The organism is Lichenicola cladoniae (genome assembly GCF_013201075.1).
GTDB lineage: Bacteria > Pseudomonadota > Alphaproteobacteria > Acetobacterales > Acetobacteraceae > Lichenicola > Lichenicola cladoniae.
The window spans coordinates 3485720-3501542 of the sequence record NZ_CP053708.1 but is presented as its reverse complement, the minus strand read 5'-3'; the positions used below and the strand labels follow the sequence as shown (position 1 = coordinate 3501542).

Here is a 15823-nt window from a genome sequence, read left to right as displayed (position 1 = left end):
GCGTCATGCGTTCCGGGCATATTTGGCGTCCAGAGCGTCGATCGCGTCCACATTTGGGGCGGACCGGCTGGCAGGATCGTAGATGTTGGCGAGCCAAGTATCGACGATCGCCTTGGCCAGCTCCGGCCCGATCACCCGCGCACCCATGGTGATGATCTGTGCGTTGTTGCTGAGCGCGGCGCGCTCGGCCGAATAGGTGTCGTGGGTGAGTGCCGCCCTGATGCCGGGGATCTTGTTGGCCGAGATCGAGACGCCGATCCCGGTGCCGCAGCTCAGGATGCCGCGATCGAACTCGCCCGAGAGCACGCGGCTGGCGACGCGATCGGTCATCTCGGCGTAGTACTCGCCGGTCTCGGTCTTCATGTCCGGGATCGAGAGATCGATCACCTCGTGCTGGCCCGACTTCCGGAGGTGATCGGCGATTACCCGTACCAGGGGTTCGCCCGCACTGTCTCCGCCCAACGCAATACGCATGATGTCTCTCCTGCACACATGACGCCCGCGGGCGCCGACAATACCGGTCCTGTCCGGAGCATATGGAGACCGTCCGGCTGGTTCCACAAGGCTGCACGGGTGCCGGATGGCTCCCATGTGCCAGCGTCGCTCACCGGGACCACCGCAAATTTTGCAGTGCGGCATTCCTTGCGCTGTTCCAGCAGTAGTTTCTAACTCCATGTGGCCATCCGGCACAAAACGTATCGGTTTTCGGGTAGGATAGTAGTAGAGGAAGTTGTTCCACCTCGCTAACGTCGCTGAAAATAGCGGCCGGCGAACTGCATGAACAGCGGCCGGAATGGAGATCGTCCCCGATGTTGAAAATCAGCAAGGCCATGCGAAACTGTCCGACCCCGAGCGGCGCGTCGGCGTCCTAAGACCGACCGCGCGATCAGGCTTGCCGCATGAACACCCAGCCCGCCCTCGAGTTGGTGGATGTCGGGGATAGCGCATGTCTCAAGGTCTGGTCGCACGGCCTGCCCTATCGCACCGTGCGCTGGCATTTTCATCCGGAATACGAAATCCACCTGATCACCACGACCAGTGGCCAAACTTTCGTGGGTGATTACATCGGGCGCTTCGAACCCGACAACCTGGCGATCATCGGGCCCAACGTTCCGCATAACTGGTTGAGCGACGTCCCGACCGGGACGGTCGTTGCCGAGCGCTGCATCGTCCTGCAGTTCACCCAGGCATTCGCCGCCGGTTGCATCGCGCTGTTTCCCGAACTGCTGTTTCTGCGATCGCTGCTGGATGCATCGCGGCGCGGCCTCGAGTTCCCGACGCCGGTCGGCGCCGCCGCGCGCCCGATCATGCGCAGGATGCTCGATGCCGATGGTCCCCGCCGCATCGAGCTGTTCTTTGCCTTGATGTCGGTGATCCAGGACGGTCCCGCGCCCCACCCGCTGGCGGGGATCGACCATCATCCGACACCGGAGATCTACATGAGCCAGCCGCTCAATCATGCGCTGGCACAGATCGCCGCAAACCCGACATCCGATCTGCGCGAGAGCGATCTCGCCGCCCTGAGCGGCTACAGCCCCAGCACCTTCTCCAGGGCCTTCAGGCGCAAGACCGGTAACAGCTTCGTGCGTTATCTGAACGGCATCAGGCTGAATCGGGCCTGTGCGCTGCTGATCGGAGAGGATACGCATATCGCCGATATCTGTTTCGAGGTCGGGTTCAACAACCTTGCCAACTTCAATCGACAGTTTCGGGCGCAGAAGGGAATGTCGCCGTCGGAGTTCAGGCGCCGGCACAGGGAGAATACGATCGTTGCAGCTTAACGACCCAAGATACGGCAACAATAAGATAATCACGGGAGATACCATGTCCAGCCTCAAATCCGCCCTCCTCGGCACGCTCGCCCTGACGATCATGTCGGCCGGCGCGCACGCCGCCACGCCGATCAAGATCGGCATGACGTTCCAGGAACTGAACAATCCATATTTCGTCACCATGCAGAAGGCGCTGCGGTCCGCGGCCGCCTCGATCGGCGCCACCGTCGTGGTGACGGACGCGCATCACGACGTGACCAAGCAGATCAGCGACATCGAGGACATGCTGCAGCAGCATATCAACATCCTGCTGGTGAACCCGACCGACACCGCCGGCATCGAGGCCGCGGTCACAGAGGCCCACAAGGCCGGTGTGGTCGTGGTCGCGGTCGATGCCAACGCGAACGGGCCGGTCGATGCATTCGTCGGTTCGAAGAACTACGATGCCGGCGTGATGTCGTGCAGCTTCCTGGCGAAGGCGATCGGCGGCACCGGCAACGTGGCGATCCTGGACGGCATCGCGGTGGTGCCGATCCTGGAGCGGGTACGCGGCTGCAAGGACGGTCTCGCCAAGTTCCCGAACATCAAGATCGTGGATACGCAGAACGGCAAGCAGGAGCGAGACGTGGCGCTCAACGTGACCGAGAACATGATCCAGTCGCATCCCGACCTGAAGGGCATCTTCAGCGTCAACGACGGCGGATCGATGGGCGTGCTGTCGGCGATCGAGAGCAGCGGCAAGGACATCAAGCTGACATCGGTCGATGGCGCGCCGGAAGCCGTCGCTGCGATCGCCAAACCGGGCTCGAAGTTCATCGAGACGTCGGCGCAGTTTCCGGGCGACATGGTTCGCATCGGGCTGGGCCTGGCACTCGCCGACTATTGGGGCGCCACCAACACGGTTCCGAAGCTGGTACCGATCGACGTGAAAATGGTCGATGCAGAGGCGGCCAAGACGTTCCATTGGTAAGGGTCGTCTGATCCAAGGGGTAACGAGCATGGATCCAATCCTGGAACTTCGAGGCATCACCAAGAGCTTTCCCGGCGTGAAGGCGCTCGCCGGGATCGATCTCTCGGTGAATCCGGGTGAGATCCATGCGCTCCTCGGCGAGAACGGCGCCGGCAAGTCGACGCTGATGAAGGTGCTGTCCGGCATCATCCGGCCCGATGACGGGCACATCGTCATTGCCGGCGAGGAGAAGCAATTCGGAAACTATCATGATGCCGTCGCCGCCGGCATCGGCATCGTGTTCCAGGAATTCTCGCTGATCCCGTACCTGAACGCGGTCGAGAACATCTTCCTGGGACGCGAGCGCCGGCGCTTCGGCCTGTTGCAGACCGCGGCCATGCGGAACGAGGCGATCCGGCTGTTCGAACGGCTGGGCGTCCGGATCGACCTTGCCGTCGAAGTGCGCATGCTGAGCGTGGCGCAGCAGCAATTCATCGAGATCGCCAAGGCTCTGGCGCTGGATGCCCGCATCCTGATCCTCGACGAGCCGACCGCGACCCTGACGCCGACCGATGCCGAGCACCTGTTCATCATCATGCGCGCGCTCAAGACCCAGGGCGTCGCGATGATCTTCATATCCCACCACATGGAAGAGATCTTCGAGATCTGCGACCGGATCACGGTGCTGCGCGACGGCCAGTTCATCGGGATGACGCCGGTCGCCGAGACCGACATGGACAGCCTGGTGCAGATGATGGTCGGTCGCAAGCTGGAGCGCAGCTTCCCGCCGAAGCCGCCGCGTCCCGCGAACGCGAAGATCGTGCTCGAGGTCGAAGGGCTCCAGATCGAACGCGGCGGCCCGGTGAACTCGTTCGTGCTGCACGAAGGCGAGATCCTGGGCTTCTCGGGCCTGGTCGGTTCCGGGCGGACCGAGACGGTGATGGCGGTGCTCGGCGCCGATCCCGCCTACGCCAAGACCGTTCGCATCAACGGCGAAGCGGTAAGGCTGACCGATCCGGCGGCGGCCCTGACGCACGGACTCGGCATTCTGCCGGAGAGCCGCAAGGTCGAGGGACTGATCACCAGCTTCAGCATTCGCGACAACATCTCGATCAACAATCTCGGCAAGTACAAGTCGATGGGTGCATTCCTCGACTTCGCACTGGAACGCACCACTACCGACGACATGATGAAGCGCGTCGGCGTCAAGGCACCGGACATGGGGACCACCGTCGAGACGCTCTCCGGCGGCAACCAGCAGAAGGTGGTGCTGGCACGCTGGCTCAACCACCACTGCAAGATCCTGTTCTTCGACGAGCCGACGCGCGGCATCGATGTTGGCGCCAAGGCGGAAATCTACACGCTGATGCGGCAACTTACCGAGCGCGGCTATGCCATCATCATGGTGTCGTCGGAGCTTCCCGAGATCGTCGGCATGAGCGACCGGGTCGCCGTGTTCCGCGAGGGCAGGATCGTCCGCACCCTGGAGGCCGCCGATATCGCGCCGGCCGAAATCATGCGCCATGCGACCGCGGGAGATATCCATGAGCTCGTCTGAAACCCTGGCGCCAGGTCGCGAACCGCGCCAGTTCACGGCCGCACTGCGGCGGGCGTCGCGCTACACGTCGTTCTATCCGCTGGTCGGACTGATCGTCGTCTCGATCGTCATGGTGTTCGCGTCGGACAGCTTCCTGTCCTACAGCAACATCACCAACATCCTCCGGCAGGTCTCGATCAACGCGCTGATCGCGGTCGGCATGACCTTCGTGATCCTGACCGGCGGTATCGACCTGTCGGTGGGCGCGGTCATGGCGCTGTGCGGCACCGTCGCCGCCGGGCTGATGGCCGCCGGGATGAACGGCGTGCTGGCGCTGATCCTGTGCCTGCTGCTCGGATGCGGCTTCGGTCTGGCGAACGGCGCCTTCGTGGCCTTTGCCGGGATGCCGCCGATCATCGTCACCCTGGCGACCATGGGCATCGCCCGCGGGCTCGGGCTGATCTACACCGGTGGCTATCCGATCAGCGGACTTCCCAGATGGGTCAATTGGTTCGGCGAGGGGCGGCTGCTCGGCGTGCAGACACCGATCGTCATCATGCTGGTGGTTTATGTAGTCGGCTGGGTGCTGCTCGAGCGCACCCCGTTCGGCCGCTACGTCTATGCGATCGGCGGCAACGAGACAGCGACACGATTGTCGGGTGTTCGCGTCGCTCGCTCCAAGCTTCTCATCTACGGGCTCAGCGGCTTCACCGCGGCGATCGCGGCGGTGGTGCTGACCGGGCGCCTGATGAGCGGCCAGCCGAATGCGGGCCAGGGGTTCGAACTCGATGCCATCGCCGCCGTCGTGCTCGGCGGCACCTCGATCGCCGGCGGCCGTGGCTCGCTGATCGGCACGCTGCTCGGCGCGATGTTGCTGGGCGTGCTGAATAACGGCCTCAACATGGTCGGCGTGAACCCCTACGTGCAGACGGTGGTCAAGGGCGTGATCATCCTGCTCGCAATCTATATCGGCCGCGAACGGCGTCGGCGCGCCTGACGTACGGCCTGCTTCTACGTCGCCGCAACATCAATATCGAAAGGCACGTTCCATGGACCGCCAGAATAACCGGATGACCGCCGTCGTCTGCCACGGGCCCGAGGATTACCGGGTCGAGCAGGTCGATCGCCCGACGGCCGGCATCAACGAGATGGTCATCCGCATCTCCGCGTGCGGCATTTGCGCCAGCGACTGCAAGTGCTGGTCAGGCGCCAAGATGTTCTGGGGCGAGAACCCCTGGGTGAAGGCACCGGTGATTCCCGGCCACGAGTTCTTCGGCGTCGTGGATGAACTCGGCCCCGACGCGGCCGAGCATTTCGGCGTGCAGGCCGGCGATACCATCATCGCCGAGCAGATCGTGCCATGCGACAAATGCCGCTACTGCCGTGGCGGCCAGTATTGGATGTGCGAGGTGCACAACATCTTCGGCTTCCAGCGCAAGGTGGCCGACGGCGGCATGTCGGAATACATGCTGATCCCCAAAACCGCGCGCGTGCACACGATCCCGAAATCGATGGCGCTCGCCGATGCCGCGATCATCGAGCCGCTATCCTGCGCGATCCATGTGGTCAACCGTGCCGAGATGCAGCTCGACGACGTCGTGGTGATCGCCGGCGCCGGGCCGATCGGGCTGATGATGGTGCAGGTGGCGCATCTGCGCACACCGAAGAAGCTGGTGGTGATCGACATGGTTGAGGAGCGTCGGGATCTCGCCCTGAAGTTCGGCGCCGACGTGGTGATCGATCCGGCCAACGAGAATGCCGACGCCATCGTGAAGTCGCTGACCGGCGGCTACGGCTGCGACGTCTATATCGAGGCCACGGGCTCGCCGGGCGGCGTCACCCAGGGGTTGGAACTGATCCGCAAGCTGGGTCGGTTCGTCGAGTTCTCGGTGTTCGGCAAGGAAACCAGCGTGGACTGGTCGATCATCGGCGACCGCAAGGAATTGGATATCCGCGGGGCGCATCTCGGCCCGTATTGCTACCCGATCGCCATCGACCTGCTCGATCGCAAGCTGGTGACCTCGGATGGCATCGTCACACACGATTACGCGTTCGAGGATTGGGACGAGGCGATCAAGGTCGCCAACTCGCTCGATTCGATCAAGGTCCTGCTCAAGTCCGCTTCGGCGATTTCGTAGGAACTGCGGCATGCCCGTGGATGCGGTGATCGGGATCGATGTCGGAACCGGCAGCGCACGCGCCGGCCTGTTCTCCCTGGACGGCACGATGCTGGCCCAGGCGAGCCGGCCGATCCGGGCATGGCGGCCTCGGCCCGACTTCGTTCAGCAATCGAGCGCCGATATCTGGGCTTCCGTCTGCGCCTCGGTGCGCGAGGCCTGTGCCGCAGCCGGGCCGGTCACGGTGCGCGGAATCGGCATCGATGCCACCTGCTCGCTGGTCGTGGTGGACGAAGCCGGTGGCCCGGTCTCGATCAGTCCGGACGATGCGCCTGAACAGGACGTCATCGTCTGGATGGATCACCGCGCCGGCGCGGAGGCGGATGCGATCAATGCCGGCGAGCATGACGTGCTGCGCTATGTCGGTGGCCGGATCTCGCTGGAGATGGAGACGCCCAAGCTGCTCTGGCTGCGCGAGCATCGGCCCGATGCGTGGTCGCGCGCAGCGCACTTCTTCGACCTGCCGGACTGGCTGACCTGGCGTGCTACCGGCAGCGACACCCGTTCGCTGTGCTCGACAGTCTGCAAATGGACCTATCTCGGCCATGAGGCACGCTGGGACGAGGCGTATTTCCGTTCGATCGGCCTGGGCGAACTGGTCGATGAGGGGTTCCGTCGCATCGGCACCGACATCAGGCCGATGGGCGAGATGATCGGTATCCTGTCTGCCGAGGCTGCCGCTGCGCTGGGCCTGTCGGCGGGCATACCGGTCGGTGCCTCGGCGATCGACGCGCATGCCGGCGGCATCGGCACCATCGGTGCGGCGCTGGATGGGCGTCCGCCGGGTGATGACGAACTGCTGCGGCGGCTTGCGCTGGTCGGCGGTACATCCAGTTGCCACATGACGGTTTCGACATCACCCCGTTTCGTGCCGGGGATCTGGGGCCCGTATTTCGCGGCGATGGTGCCGGGCCTGTGGCTGAATGAAGGCGGCCAGTCGGCGACCGGAAGTCTCATCGATCATGTCATCACCACCCATGCCGCCTATCCGGCCCTGGCTGGGGAGGCGGCAACGGCGGGAGTGAGCATCTACCAGACGCTCAATGCCCGCCTGGATCACCTGGCCCAGGCGGTGGCGTTTCCTGCGATGCTGACCCGCGACCTTCATGTGATGCCGGACTTCCATGGCAACCGGTCGCCCCGTGCGGATTCGAGCCTGCGCGGCATGATTTCAGGCTTGCGCCTGGGTGCCGACGCCGACGATCTCGCGCTGCTCTATCTCGCGACCGTGCAGGCGATCGCCTACGGCACCCGGCACATCATCGAGACGCTGAACGGCGAGGGGTATGCGATCGACACGATCCTGGCGTCAGGCGGCGGCACCAAGAACCCGGTGTTCCTGCGCGAGCATGCGGACGCGAGCGGCTGCACCCTGGTCCTGCCGCGCGAGCCGGAGGCCGTGCTGCTCGGGGCTGCGATCCTGGGCGCGGTGGCCGGCGGCGCGCAAGCGAGCGTCCGGGATGCGATGGCCGCGATGAGCCGGTCGGGCTCGGTGATCGAGCCGGGACCGGACACTGTTCGTCGCTACCACGATGCCAAATACGCTGTGTTTCAGCGCATGTTCGAAGACCAGATGGCCTACCGCGACCTGATGACGACCCAAACCGCTTGAACCTGGAGCGAACCGGCAGAGTTCCGGTCAGGTAAGCCAGTTCTCCGCCTTAAGGCCATCGATACGTCGGAGTTCACCGGGATTTCCTGCCACGATGGTAGCACCGAGAACATAGGCATGAGTGGCGATCAGCAAATCAGCACGTTGAGCATGCCCAGAAAATAGCCTTGCGCGCTGGTGGGCGATCGTCGATCCCGGGACATCACTCGTTGGATGGCTCCCAGCTATCCGGGGTGCACTGAGACCGTTTTCCTCACCGGTTCGATAATAAGGCGGTCGCCGTTCCGTATGATGATCACTTCGCTCCCGGGCATGTCGAATTCCACTGGGATGCGGATCGCTTGGTTCCAGTTGTTACGGAACAGACGTAGCCGGCGCGACACGCGCTGACGTCGCGACTGGTATATGCCAAGCAGATGCCAGTTGCGCCTGTGGTCCGATCTCGGTGAACGCCGTTGTTTCGCCAGTCCTCTGTCGGCGATCAGCTTATCAGCAGGCCGCCATCGACGTTGATCGTGATGCCGTTCAGCATGGCGGCGTCGTCGCTCAGCAGGAAGCTGATCACGCCGGCGACGTCGCCGGGCTCGCAGAAGCGTCCGAGCGGAATGCGGGCCAGCATCGGCCCCGCCTTGGCCGGATCGGACCAGGCCAGCTGGCCCATCGGGGTGAGGGTCACGGTCGGGTTGACGCTGTTGGTGCGGATACGGTGCGGCCCGAGTTCGACCGCCAGCACTCGCGTTAGTGCATCGAGGGCAGCCTTCGAGGCGCAGTAGGCGGCATGGTCGGCAAGCCCGACCGAGGCGGCGATCGAGGACAGGTTGACGATCGCGCCGCCCTCGCCACGGCGGACGAGGTCGCCCGCCACGATCTGCGCGAGCCGCAGCGGCGCCAGCGTGTTGACCGCGAGCACGGCGCTGAACTGTGCCATCGAGGTCTCGAGCGCCGACTGCAGCGAGGTGATGCCGGCATTGTTGACCAGGCAGTCGAACGGCAGCGCCTGCGTCACCGCGTCGGCGGCTTCCTCGAGGTTGGCGAGGTCCACCGCGATGGTGCCGCACCCGGTCTCGCCGGCCAGGCTCTGCAGGTCGGAGGCCTGCCGGCTGAGCGCCACCACCTCGGCACCATCAGCGACCAGGCGCCGTACCGTCTCCCGGCCGATACCCTTGCCGGCGCCGGTGACGAGGACGCGACGTCCGGAAAGTCTGGATGTGCTCATGGGTGTGTTCCTGGCCGGCAAACGGTGTGCGTGGTGTCGGATCAGGGGACCGGAGCGGTGGTCCCGTCAAGATGGTGCATCAGCGTGGCGTCGGCGTCGGCACGTTGGCGGGCAACGCGGCGGTCGAGGCGCCGGGCTGCGGGGCGGCACTCGTGGCGCCGGGCGGTATCGCGCTCGAACCGTTGGCAGAGTTCTTTTGCGTGCCCTGGTCGGCGGCGGTCGAACTGCGCAGGTCCTTGTGTTGGCTCAGCCAGTTCATGCAGGTGCGAAAAATCGGCGCACAGTATGAATCCGGCGCCATGGTCGCGTTCTTCTCGCCCGAATACAGCAGTTGCGTGACGCGACCCCGGTCCAGCCGGAACGTCGCATGACAATAGCCGCCATTCGACAGGCCGATGCCGCCGACGATCGGCAGCGAGTAGCTCGTCGAACTGCTCGACGTCGCGAAATAGGTCAGTATGTCGGTGGTATCGAATGTCGCGTGCTGGTCGGGCACGCCCAGGCAGGCTTCGAGATCGACTTCGCTGAGGCCGAGCAGCCTGGTCTGGGCACTATGCGAGATGTGGGAGTCTTCGACCGCGCACCCGCCAAGTAGGGATGCCAGCAGGAACGTCAGGAGAGTTGGGCGAACAGGATGAATGTGCAGTCGCAAGCGTGACCTCGAGGATACGATGGAGGATCGCGCGATGCCATGTGGCGGTCGGGTTCATCGACCGCCCGTCATGAACGGCACGTATCAGAACCTGAACGCCAGCGTCGACAGGTAGTAGGTGCCGCTGGATGCGCCCGCCTTCTGCATCGCGTGTGAGGCGAAATAACGCGCCAGATCATGCGTCCAGGTCAAGTGCCGGGTGATCCGCCAGCCCAGGCTGGCCTGCGGTACGGTGCCGATGAACCCGCCGGCGAGTTTGCTGCGGAAGCTGTAGATGCGGCTGGCGCCGTAGACTGCGTCGTCGGTGTTCTCGCGCCACAGCACGGGAACCTTGAACCGTAATAATGTAGACTGGCTCGGTGTGTATTCGATACTGGGAGCGATGCTGACCAGGTTCGAGGGTGCGAAATAGGTGGTCGTGTCGAGGTAGTTGGTCGACGGGTTGTAGGGCGCGCTATATGTGTGAACGTCGCCTGTCTTGCGGTTGTAGCTGCCGCCCGAATAAACATCGCTTTGGATGCCGACCAACGGACGTCCATAGATGCTCTGGAAGCGGTAGCCCAGAAAGCTGTTGATCGAGAACGCGCTGACGTCCCGGCTCACGTTGGTCTTGGCGGCACGGAACTCCCCGCCCTGGTAGATCCCGCCGACCGAGAACTCGATCGGTCCGGCCTTGCCCCAGATGCGGGTGCCGTAATTGTTGCGCAAGGTGGAGCCGGCCTGGGTGCCGGTGGCGGTGGCAATCGCCGCCGGGGTGCCGCCGAGCAGGTAGCCGATATAGAACAGGTCGACGAATACGCGCCCGGGCTGGCCGAGAACCTTGAAGTCGGGCAGGGCATAGGACGTGTTGCCGCCGAACAGCCGTGAATTGTAGTTCTCGTTGTCACGGAACAGCTGCTGCTGAGCGGTATTGGTCAGCGTGAAATCATAGGCATCGAAGCGGATGCGCGGAAAGACGGCATAACCACGCACACCGTTCCAAGAGAGTGGGATGTTCGGCGTCTCGCGGGCGTACAGCACGTAGTTTGGGGCATCCAGGAACTGCTGCCGGCCGACTATGACACCGGTCTTGGCGCCAAGCAGGGTCGCTTTGGCCTCGACGAACAATTGCTGCGTGTCGAGCCGGGTCCGGTAGGTGGTGTTGTAGCCGTAGCCATTCCATCCGGCCGCCTCGCCGTTGATCAGCTCCCCGTAGATCCGGAGATGCTCGCCGATGTGCAGATCCGCACCGACGATATTGCGCACCGTCATGCGTCCTGAATCGTCCGGCTTCTGGGTGCCGAGGAAGGGACGGTTCTCGAACCAGTTCTTGAGCCGGCTCTCGCCGCTGAGCGTCAGGTAGATGCTCTTGCTGTCGTTGAGCGGGATGAACTTGAGCGGGTCGAAAGGATCGCTGCGCAGCTTCGGATTGCGCAGGGCGCTCCAGTCCTCGGCCCAGCGCGCAACGCCGTAGCGGGCAACCGGGCCGAACCCGGCGGGCGAGCCATCCAGCCGGTTGAAGATCCCCCAGTCGCCGGTATGAATGGATTGCGGTGCCTGTGCCTTGGTCGGGTTGCTGCGGGTCTGCGGCAAGGCTGCGAACTGCGGCGCCGTGTGCAGGGTCGCCGAGTGGCCTTGCGCATGCGCGCCACCGGATGAACCCGCGGCCGCGAGCAGCCCGGCCAGCCCCAGTACCACCGGTCTCGATGGCAGTAGCGATGACGGCGACGGCCTGTTGCGGCGTGGGCGGGGCATGTTCAGGGCCATGGGCATCCGGGGGTAATTGTTATAACAACAGCCGATCTGGGATTATAAGGTGTCCGCCCCTTAATGAACGGTTAGAGATAGTTATTCTTCTATGCAACGGCGGTTCTGCGCAACACCCTCCAGAACCGTCGATTTCAGTGCTCCGCTGCAACTCGGGGCGTCCGATGCCGTCAAATTGCCACAGCCCTGTCCTATTGATACGAGCGGCGACGATTTCAGACCGGCCTTTGCAACGTCCTGGACGATGCCTGAGCACGCAGAGACGCATGACGCAGCAGTGCACCCAGGCGGCAACGCGCAGGTGCGGAACAAGGAGGATGCGGTTGGCTCTGCTTCGACGGGACCTGGTACAAGCCGGTTTAGGTGCATCGATGCTGGCCATGATGGCACGCGTCGCGACGCCGGGCGTAGCGCACGCAGCCGAGACGGTGGCGGCAGCCGGGCCTGGACCGTTCGACGGCGCGACCGTGCGCCGCCTTGCCCAGGCCATGGCGAAGCATGCGTACCAGGCACCCGACAGCAAGCTTCCGGGCGCGATCGACCAGATGAGCTTCGACCAGTACCGGAGCGTGCGCTTCAAGAAGGAGAGCGCGTTGTGGCACGGCCAGGGGCTCAACTTTCAGGTCGAGTTCCTGCCGCGCGGCTTCCTGTACCGGCCGCATATCGATATTTTCGAGGTGCAGAACGGGCAGGCGGCGCGGGTCGGTTACAACCCCGACCTGTTCTCCTACGAGGACCAGAAGCTGCGGGTGACCGACGATCTCGGGTTCGCCGGCTTTCGTATCCACTACCCGATCAACCGCCCCGATTATTACGACGAGATCTGCGTGTTTCTCGGCGCGAGCTATTTCCGGGCGGTGGCAAAGGGCCAGAATTACGGGCTGTCGGCGCGAGGCTTCGCCAATGGCACCGGCGACCCCAAGGGCGAGGAGTTCGCGCTGTTCCGTGCCTTCTGGCTGGAGAAACCGCAGGCCGGCATGACCGCGATCGTCGTGCATGCGCTGCTCGACAGTCCGACCGTGACCGGCGCCTACCGCTTCACCATCCGTCCGGGCGACGAGACCATCTTCGACGTCGAGAGCGTGCTGTATCCGCGCCGGACGATCGCCGGGTCCGGGATCGCGCCGCTCACCGGCATGTTCTACTTCGATGTCAACGACCGCCAGCACATCGATGATGCGAGGCCGGCCGCGCATGACAGCGAAGGCCTGTCGATGTGGAACGGCAAGGGCGACCAGCTGTGGCGGCCGCTGGTCAACCCGATCGACCTACAGTTCAGCGCATTCTCCGACGTCACCCCCAAGGGCTTCGGCCTGATGCAGCGCAAGCGCGCATTCAGCGACTTCCAGGATCTGGCACTCAACTATGAGAAGCGGCCCAGCCTCTGGATCGAGCCGATCGGCGACTGGGGCGAGGGGGCGATCGACCTCGTCGAACTCCCGACGCCGAACGAGGTGAACGACAACATTGTCGCCTTCTGGCGCCCGAAGGCGCCGCTCGCGGCGGGTGGGGAGTACACCTACACCTACCGGATGCACTGGTGCTGGGATAATCCCTGGTCCAGCAGGCTTGCCCGCATCAGCCAGACCCGGATCGGCACGACCGACGACAAGAAGGGCCGGTTCGTGATGCTGGACTTCACCGGCGAGTCGGTGAAATCGCTGGGCGCCGACGCCAAGCTGCATGCCGACCTCGGTACCAACGCAGGCGACATACGCAACGTCGTGGTGGAGCCGAACCCCGAGATCCAGGGCTGGCGGATCACCTTCGAGTTCTACCCAGGCAGCAGCAAGATTGCCGAACTGCACTGCGTATTATCCGGCGAGCAGGGGCCGCTGTCTGAGGCATGGGTCTATCGTTGGACACCCTGATCAGCCCCTTTGCCGCCCTGCCGCCGGATGCGCCGCTGGCGATGCCGGTGCAGTCGCTGTCCGCCATGCCCAGAGCAGGCGGGACGGTGGCGGGCGGAGGGCTGCCGGCGTCGTCGACCCGGCCGGCTACCTTGGCCCTGCGGCGGTTGCTGGTGATCGGCGGCGCGGTGCTGATGACCATCGGCGGCGGCTACGAGATGTATTTCGTGCTGAACGGCAACGGTCCGAACACGCTCGGGCTGATCGTGCTGACCCTGTTCGTGGTGCTGTTCGCCTGGATCGCGCTCGCGTTCACCTCGGCCCTGGGCGGGTTCGTGCCGCTGCTTCGCCGGGGCGGGCTGGGTCTCGGAATCGACCGAGATGGTCCGGTGCCGTCGCTCTCGACGCGTACGGCCCTGCTGCTGCCGACCTACAACGAGAGCCCGTCCAGGGTGATGGCCGGACTCGAAGCGATTTATGAGAGCCTGGCCGCGACAGGCCGGCTCGACCATTTCGATATGTTCATCCTGTCCGACACCACCGATGCCGACGTCTGGCTGGAAGAGGAGGCTGCCTTCCTGGCGTTGCGCGAGCGCACCGGCGGGCACGGGCGGATCTTCTATCGCCGCCGGTCGAAGAACACCGAGCGCAAGGCCGGCAATGTCGGCGAGTGGGTGAGGCGGTTCGGCGGCGCCTATCCGCAGATGATCACCCTCGATGCGGACAGCGTCATGGATGGAACCACGATCGTGCGCATCGCCGCCGCGATGGAGCAGCATCCGGGCGTCGGCCTGATCCAGACCCTGCCGGTCATCGTCAACGGCAGCACCCTGTTCGCGCGGATGCAGCAGTTCGCCGGCCGGGTGTATGGCCCGCTGATCGCCTACGGCATTGCCTGGTGGCACGGCCCGGAGAGCAACTACTGGGGCCATAACGCGATCATCCGCACCCGCGCCTTTGCCGAACAGGCCGGGCTGCCGGTATTGACCGGCCGTCGCCCGATCGGCGGCCATATCCTGAGCCATGATTTCGTCGAGGCCGCCCTGATGCGCCGTGGCGGCTGGGCGATCCACATGGTGCCGGGACTGGCCGGATCGTACGAGGAAAGCCCGCCATCGCTGACCGACATCGCGATCCGCGACCGTCGCTGGTGCCAGGGCAACCTGCAGCATGCCGGCGTATTGCCGGCGCGCGGCCTGCACTGGGTCAGCCGGCTGCACCTGCTGATGGGGATCGGGTCGTATGTGACGTCGCCGCTGTGGCTGGTGTTCCTGCTGTGCGGCATCCTGATCTCGCTGCAGTCGCGTTTCGTGAAGCCGGAATATTTCGGCGGCACCAAGACGCTCTATCCGAACTGGCCGCAGGTCGATCCCGTGCTGGCGAAATGGGTGTTCATCGGCACCATGGGAGTGCTGCTGGCGCCGAAACTGCTTGCCTACCTCGCCCTGTTGCTGAACCCGACCGACCGGCGCGGTGCCGGTGGCGGCATCCGTGCGCTGCTGTCGTTGCTGATCGAGACGCTCCTTGGCGGCCTCATCGCGCCGATCGCCATGCTGATCCAGACCAGCGGAGTGATCTCCATCCTCGCCGGCCGCGATTCCGGCTGGAACACCCAGCGCCGCGACGATGGGCAGATCCCGCTGGCGGTGATCTGGTCCGGCTACTGGCGCTACATGGTGTTTGGGCTGGTGTTGGCCGCCATTGCCTGGGCAGTGTCGCCGGCGCTGTTCGCCTGGATGTCGCCGGTGCTGCTCGGCCTGGCCCTGGCGGTCCCGCTGGTGTCGCTGACCGCCGGCAGGAATACCGGGCTGGCGCTGCGACGGATGGGTTTGCTGCGTATCCCCGAGGAAGCGGCGCCCCCTGCGGTGCTGGCCCGCGCCGTCCAACTCCAATCCCTGGCACGTGACGCCGCGCCCGGTGAGAGCCTGCGGCGCCTGTTGGACGAGCCGGCGTTGATGGCGGCACACCGTGCCATGTTGCCGCCGGCGCGGGTCGTCGGCCGTGATCCGTTCGAGCCGCTGCTGGTGCTGGGCCTGGCCAAGCTCGGCGAGACCACGACCCTGGCCGGGGCACTGGCGCTGTTGACGCCGCAGGAACGTGCCGCAGTGTTGGGTTCCGAGACAGGGCTGGACCGGCTCCAGGCGTTGCACGAGGCCTGATCCAGCCAGCTTGTAAAAACCGGTCAGCAACGAGGCATCGACGCAACACGGGCGTCATTCAACGGTTACATACGTGTAGTAATAATTACACCACACTGCGTGATTGTTTATTGGCTAGGGACGATGTAGCGTCCCGGCAGGCCTAAGCCGATC

13 protein-coding genes are annotated in these 15823 nt (G+C 64.6%); 8 read left to right on the top strand and 5 right to left on the bottom strand.

The window, feature by feature from the left end:
- Positions 1-3 precede the first annotated feature (3 nt).
- Positions 4-474 (bottom strand): D-erythrulose-4-phosphate isomerase, encoded by a 471-nt coding sequence (derI, locus tag HN018_RS15865; RefSeq protein WP_171833149.1) that lies wholly within the window; start codon positions 472-474, stop codon positions 4-6.
- Positions 475-899: 425 nt separating this feature from the next.
- Here derI and HN018_RS15860 point away from each other — a divergent pair, with 425 nt between their 5' ends.
- Genes HN018_RS15860 through HN018_RS15835 form a run of 6 tightly spaced genes read left to right on the top strand, consistent with a single transcriptional unit; the run spans position 900 to position 8047 of the window.
- A complete protein-coding gene (locus HN018_RS15860; protein ID WP_171833150.1) occupies positions 900-1781 on the top strand; it encodes an AraC family transcriptional regulator in 882 nt (293 codons plus the stop codon).
- Between the two features lie 43 nt (positions 1782-1824).
- Complete coding sequence (locus HN018_RS15855; RefSeq protein WP_171833151.1) at positions 1825-2742, top strand: ABC transporter substrate-binding protein; 918 nt, start codon at positions 1825-1827, stop codon at positions 2740-2742.
- Positions 2743-2770: 28 nt separating this feature from the next.
- Positions 2771-4279: a sugar ABC transporter ATP-binding protein gene (locus tag HN018_RS15850; protein WP_171833152.1), complete on the top strand. Its 1509-nt coding sequence runs from the start codon at positions 2771-2773 to the stop codon at positions 4277-4279.
- On the top strand, positions 4266-5255 hold the full coding sequence (locus tag HN018_RS15845) for an ABC transporter permease (RefSeq protein WP_204259549.1): 990 nt from the start codon (positions 4266-4268) through the stop codon (positions 5253-5255). Before HN018_RS15850 ends, HN018_RS15845 begins: the two co-directional genes overlap by 14 nt.
- A gap of 52 nt (positions 5256-5307) precedes the next feature.
- The gene (locus HN018_RS15840; RefSeq protein ID WP_171833154.1) at positions 5308-6396 is read left to right on the top strand and encodes a zinc-binding dehydrogenase; all 1089 of its coding nucleotides are present in this window, start codon (positions 5308-5310) and stop codon (positions 6394-6396) included.
- Between the two features lie 10 nt (positions 6397-6406).
- Positions 6407-8047: an FGGY-family carbohydrate kinase gene (locus HN018_RS15835; RefSeq protein ID WP_171833155.1), complete on the top strand. Its 1641-nt coding sequence runs from the start codon at positions 6407-6409 to the stop codon at positions 8045-8047.
- Positions 8048-8271: 224 nt separating this feature from the next.
- On the opposite strand, the gene HN018_RS29730 is transcribed toward HN018_RS15835, so the two are convergent.
- The 4 genes from HN018_RS29730 to HN018_RS15820 all read right to left on the bottom strand — a co-directional run bounded on the left by HN018_RS29730 (position 8272) and on the right by HN018_RS15820 (position 11592).
- Complete coding sequence (locus tag HN018_RS29730) at positions 8272-8430, bottom strand: antitoxin (protein ID WP_456307000.1); 159 nt, start codon at positions 8428-8430, stop codon at positions 8272-8274.
- 98 nt (positions 8431-8528) lie between these two features.
- On the bottom strand, positions 8529-9263 hold the full coding sequence (locus HN018_RS15830; protein WP_171833156.1) for an SDR family oxidoreductase: 735 nt from the start codon (positions 9261-9263) through the stop codon (positions 8529-8531).
- 79 nt (positions 9264-9342) lie between these two features.
- Positions 9343-9915, bottom strand: coding sequence for a hypothetical protein (locus HN018_RS15825; protein ID WP_171833157.1), 573 nt, complete (start codon positions 9913-9915; stop codon positions 9343-9345).
- Between the two features lie 84 nt (positions 9916-9999).
- On the bottom strand, positions 10000-11592 hold the full coding sequence (locus HN018_RS15820) for an alginate export family protein (protein WP_239478742.1): 1593 nt from the start codon (positions 11590-11592) through the stop codon (positions 10000-10002).
- A 386-nt stretch (positions 11593-11978) separates the two neighbouring features.
- Between HN018_RS15820 and HN018_RS15815 the strand changes: the two genes are divergently transcribed.
- Complete coding sequence (locus HN018_RS15815; RefSeq protein ID WP_171833158.1) at positions 11979-13532, top strand: glucan biosynthesis protein; 1554 nt, start codon at positions 11979-11981, stop codon at positions 13530-13532.
- A complete protein-coding gene (gene mdoH / locus HN018_RS15810; protein ID WP_171833159.1) occupies positions 13508-15670 on the top strand; it encodes a glucans biosynthesis glucosyltransferase MdoH in 2163 nt (720 codons plus the stop codon). Before HN018_RS15815 ends, mdoH begins: the two co-directional genes overlap by 25 nt.
- Positions 15671-15823 lie beyond the last annotated feature (153 nt).

Excerpts from the sequence above, each read along its gene's own strand:
- HN018_RS15840 (WP_171833154.1), top strand. The coding sequence starts at position 5,308 with ATGGACCGCCAGAATAACCGGATGACCGCCGTCGTCTGCCACGGGCCC.
- HN018_RS15830 (WP_171833156.1), bottom strand. The coding sequence starts at position 9,263 with ATGAGCACATCCAGACTTTCCGGACGTCGCGTCCTCGTCACCGGCGCC.
- HN018_RS15860 (WP_171833150.1), top strand. The coding sequence starts at position 900 with ATGAACACCCAGCCCGCCCTCGAGTTGGTGGATGTCGGGGATAGCGCA.
- derI (WP_171833149.1), bottom strand. The coding sequence starts at position 474 with ATGCGTATTGCGTTGGGCGGAGACAGTGCGGGCGAACCCCTGGTACGG.
- HN018_RS15815 (WP_171833158.1), top strand. The coding sequence starts at position 11,979 with ATGCGGTTGGCTCTGCTTCGACGGGACCTGGTACAAGCCGGTTTAGGT.
- HN018_RS15850 (WP_171833152.1), top strand. The coding sequence starts at position 2,771 with ATGGATCCAATCCTGGAACTTCGAGGCATCACCAAGAGCTTTCCCGGC.
- mdoH (WP_171833159.1), top strand. The coding sequence starts at position 13,508 with ATGGGTCTATCGTTGGACACCCTGATCAGCCCCTTTGCCGCCCTGCCG.
- HN018_RS15845 (WP_204259549.1), top strand. The coding sequence starts at position 4,266 with ATGAGCTCGTCTGAAACCCTGGCGCCAGGTCGCGAACCGCGCCAGTTC.
- HN018_RS15835 (WP_171833155.1), top strand. The coding sequence starts at position 6,407 with ATGCCCGTGGATGCGGTGATCGGGATCGATGTCGGAACCGGCAGCGCA.
- HN018_RS15855 (WP_171833151.1), top strand. The coding sequence starts at position 1,825 with ATGTCCAGCCTCAAATCCGCCCTCCTCGGCACGCTCGCCCTGACGATC.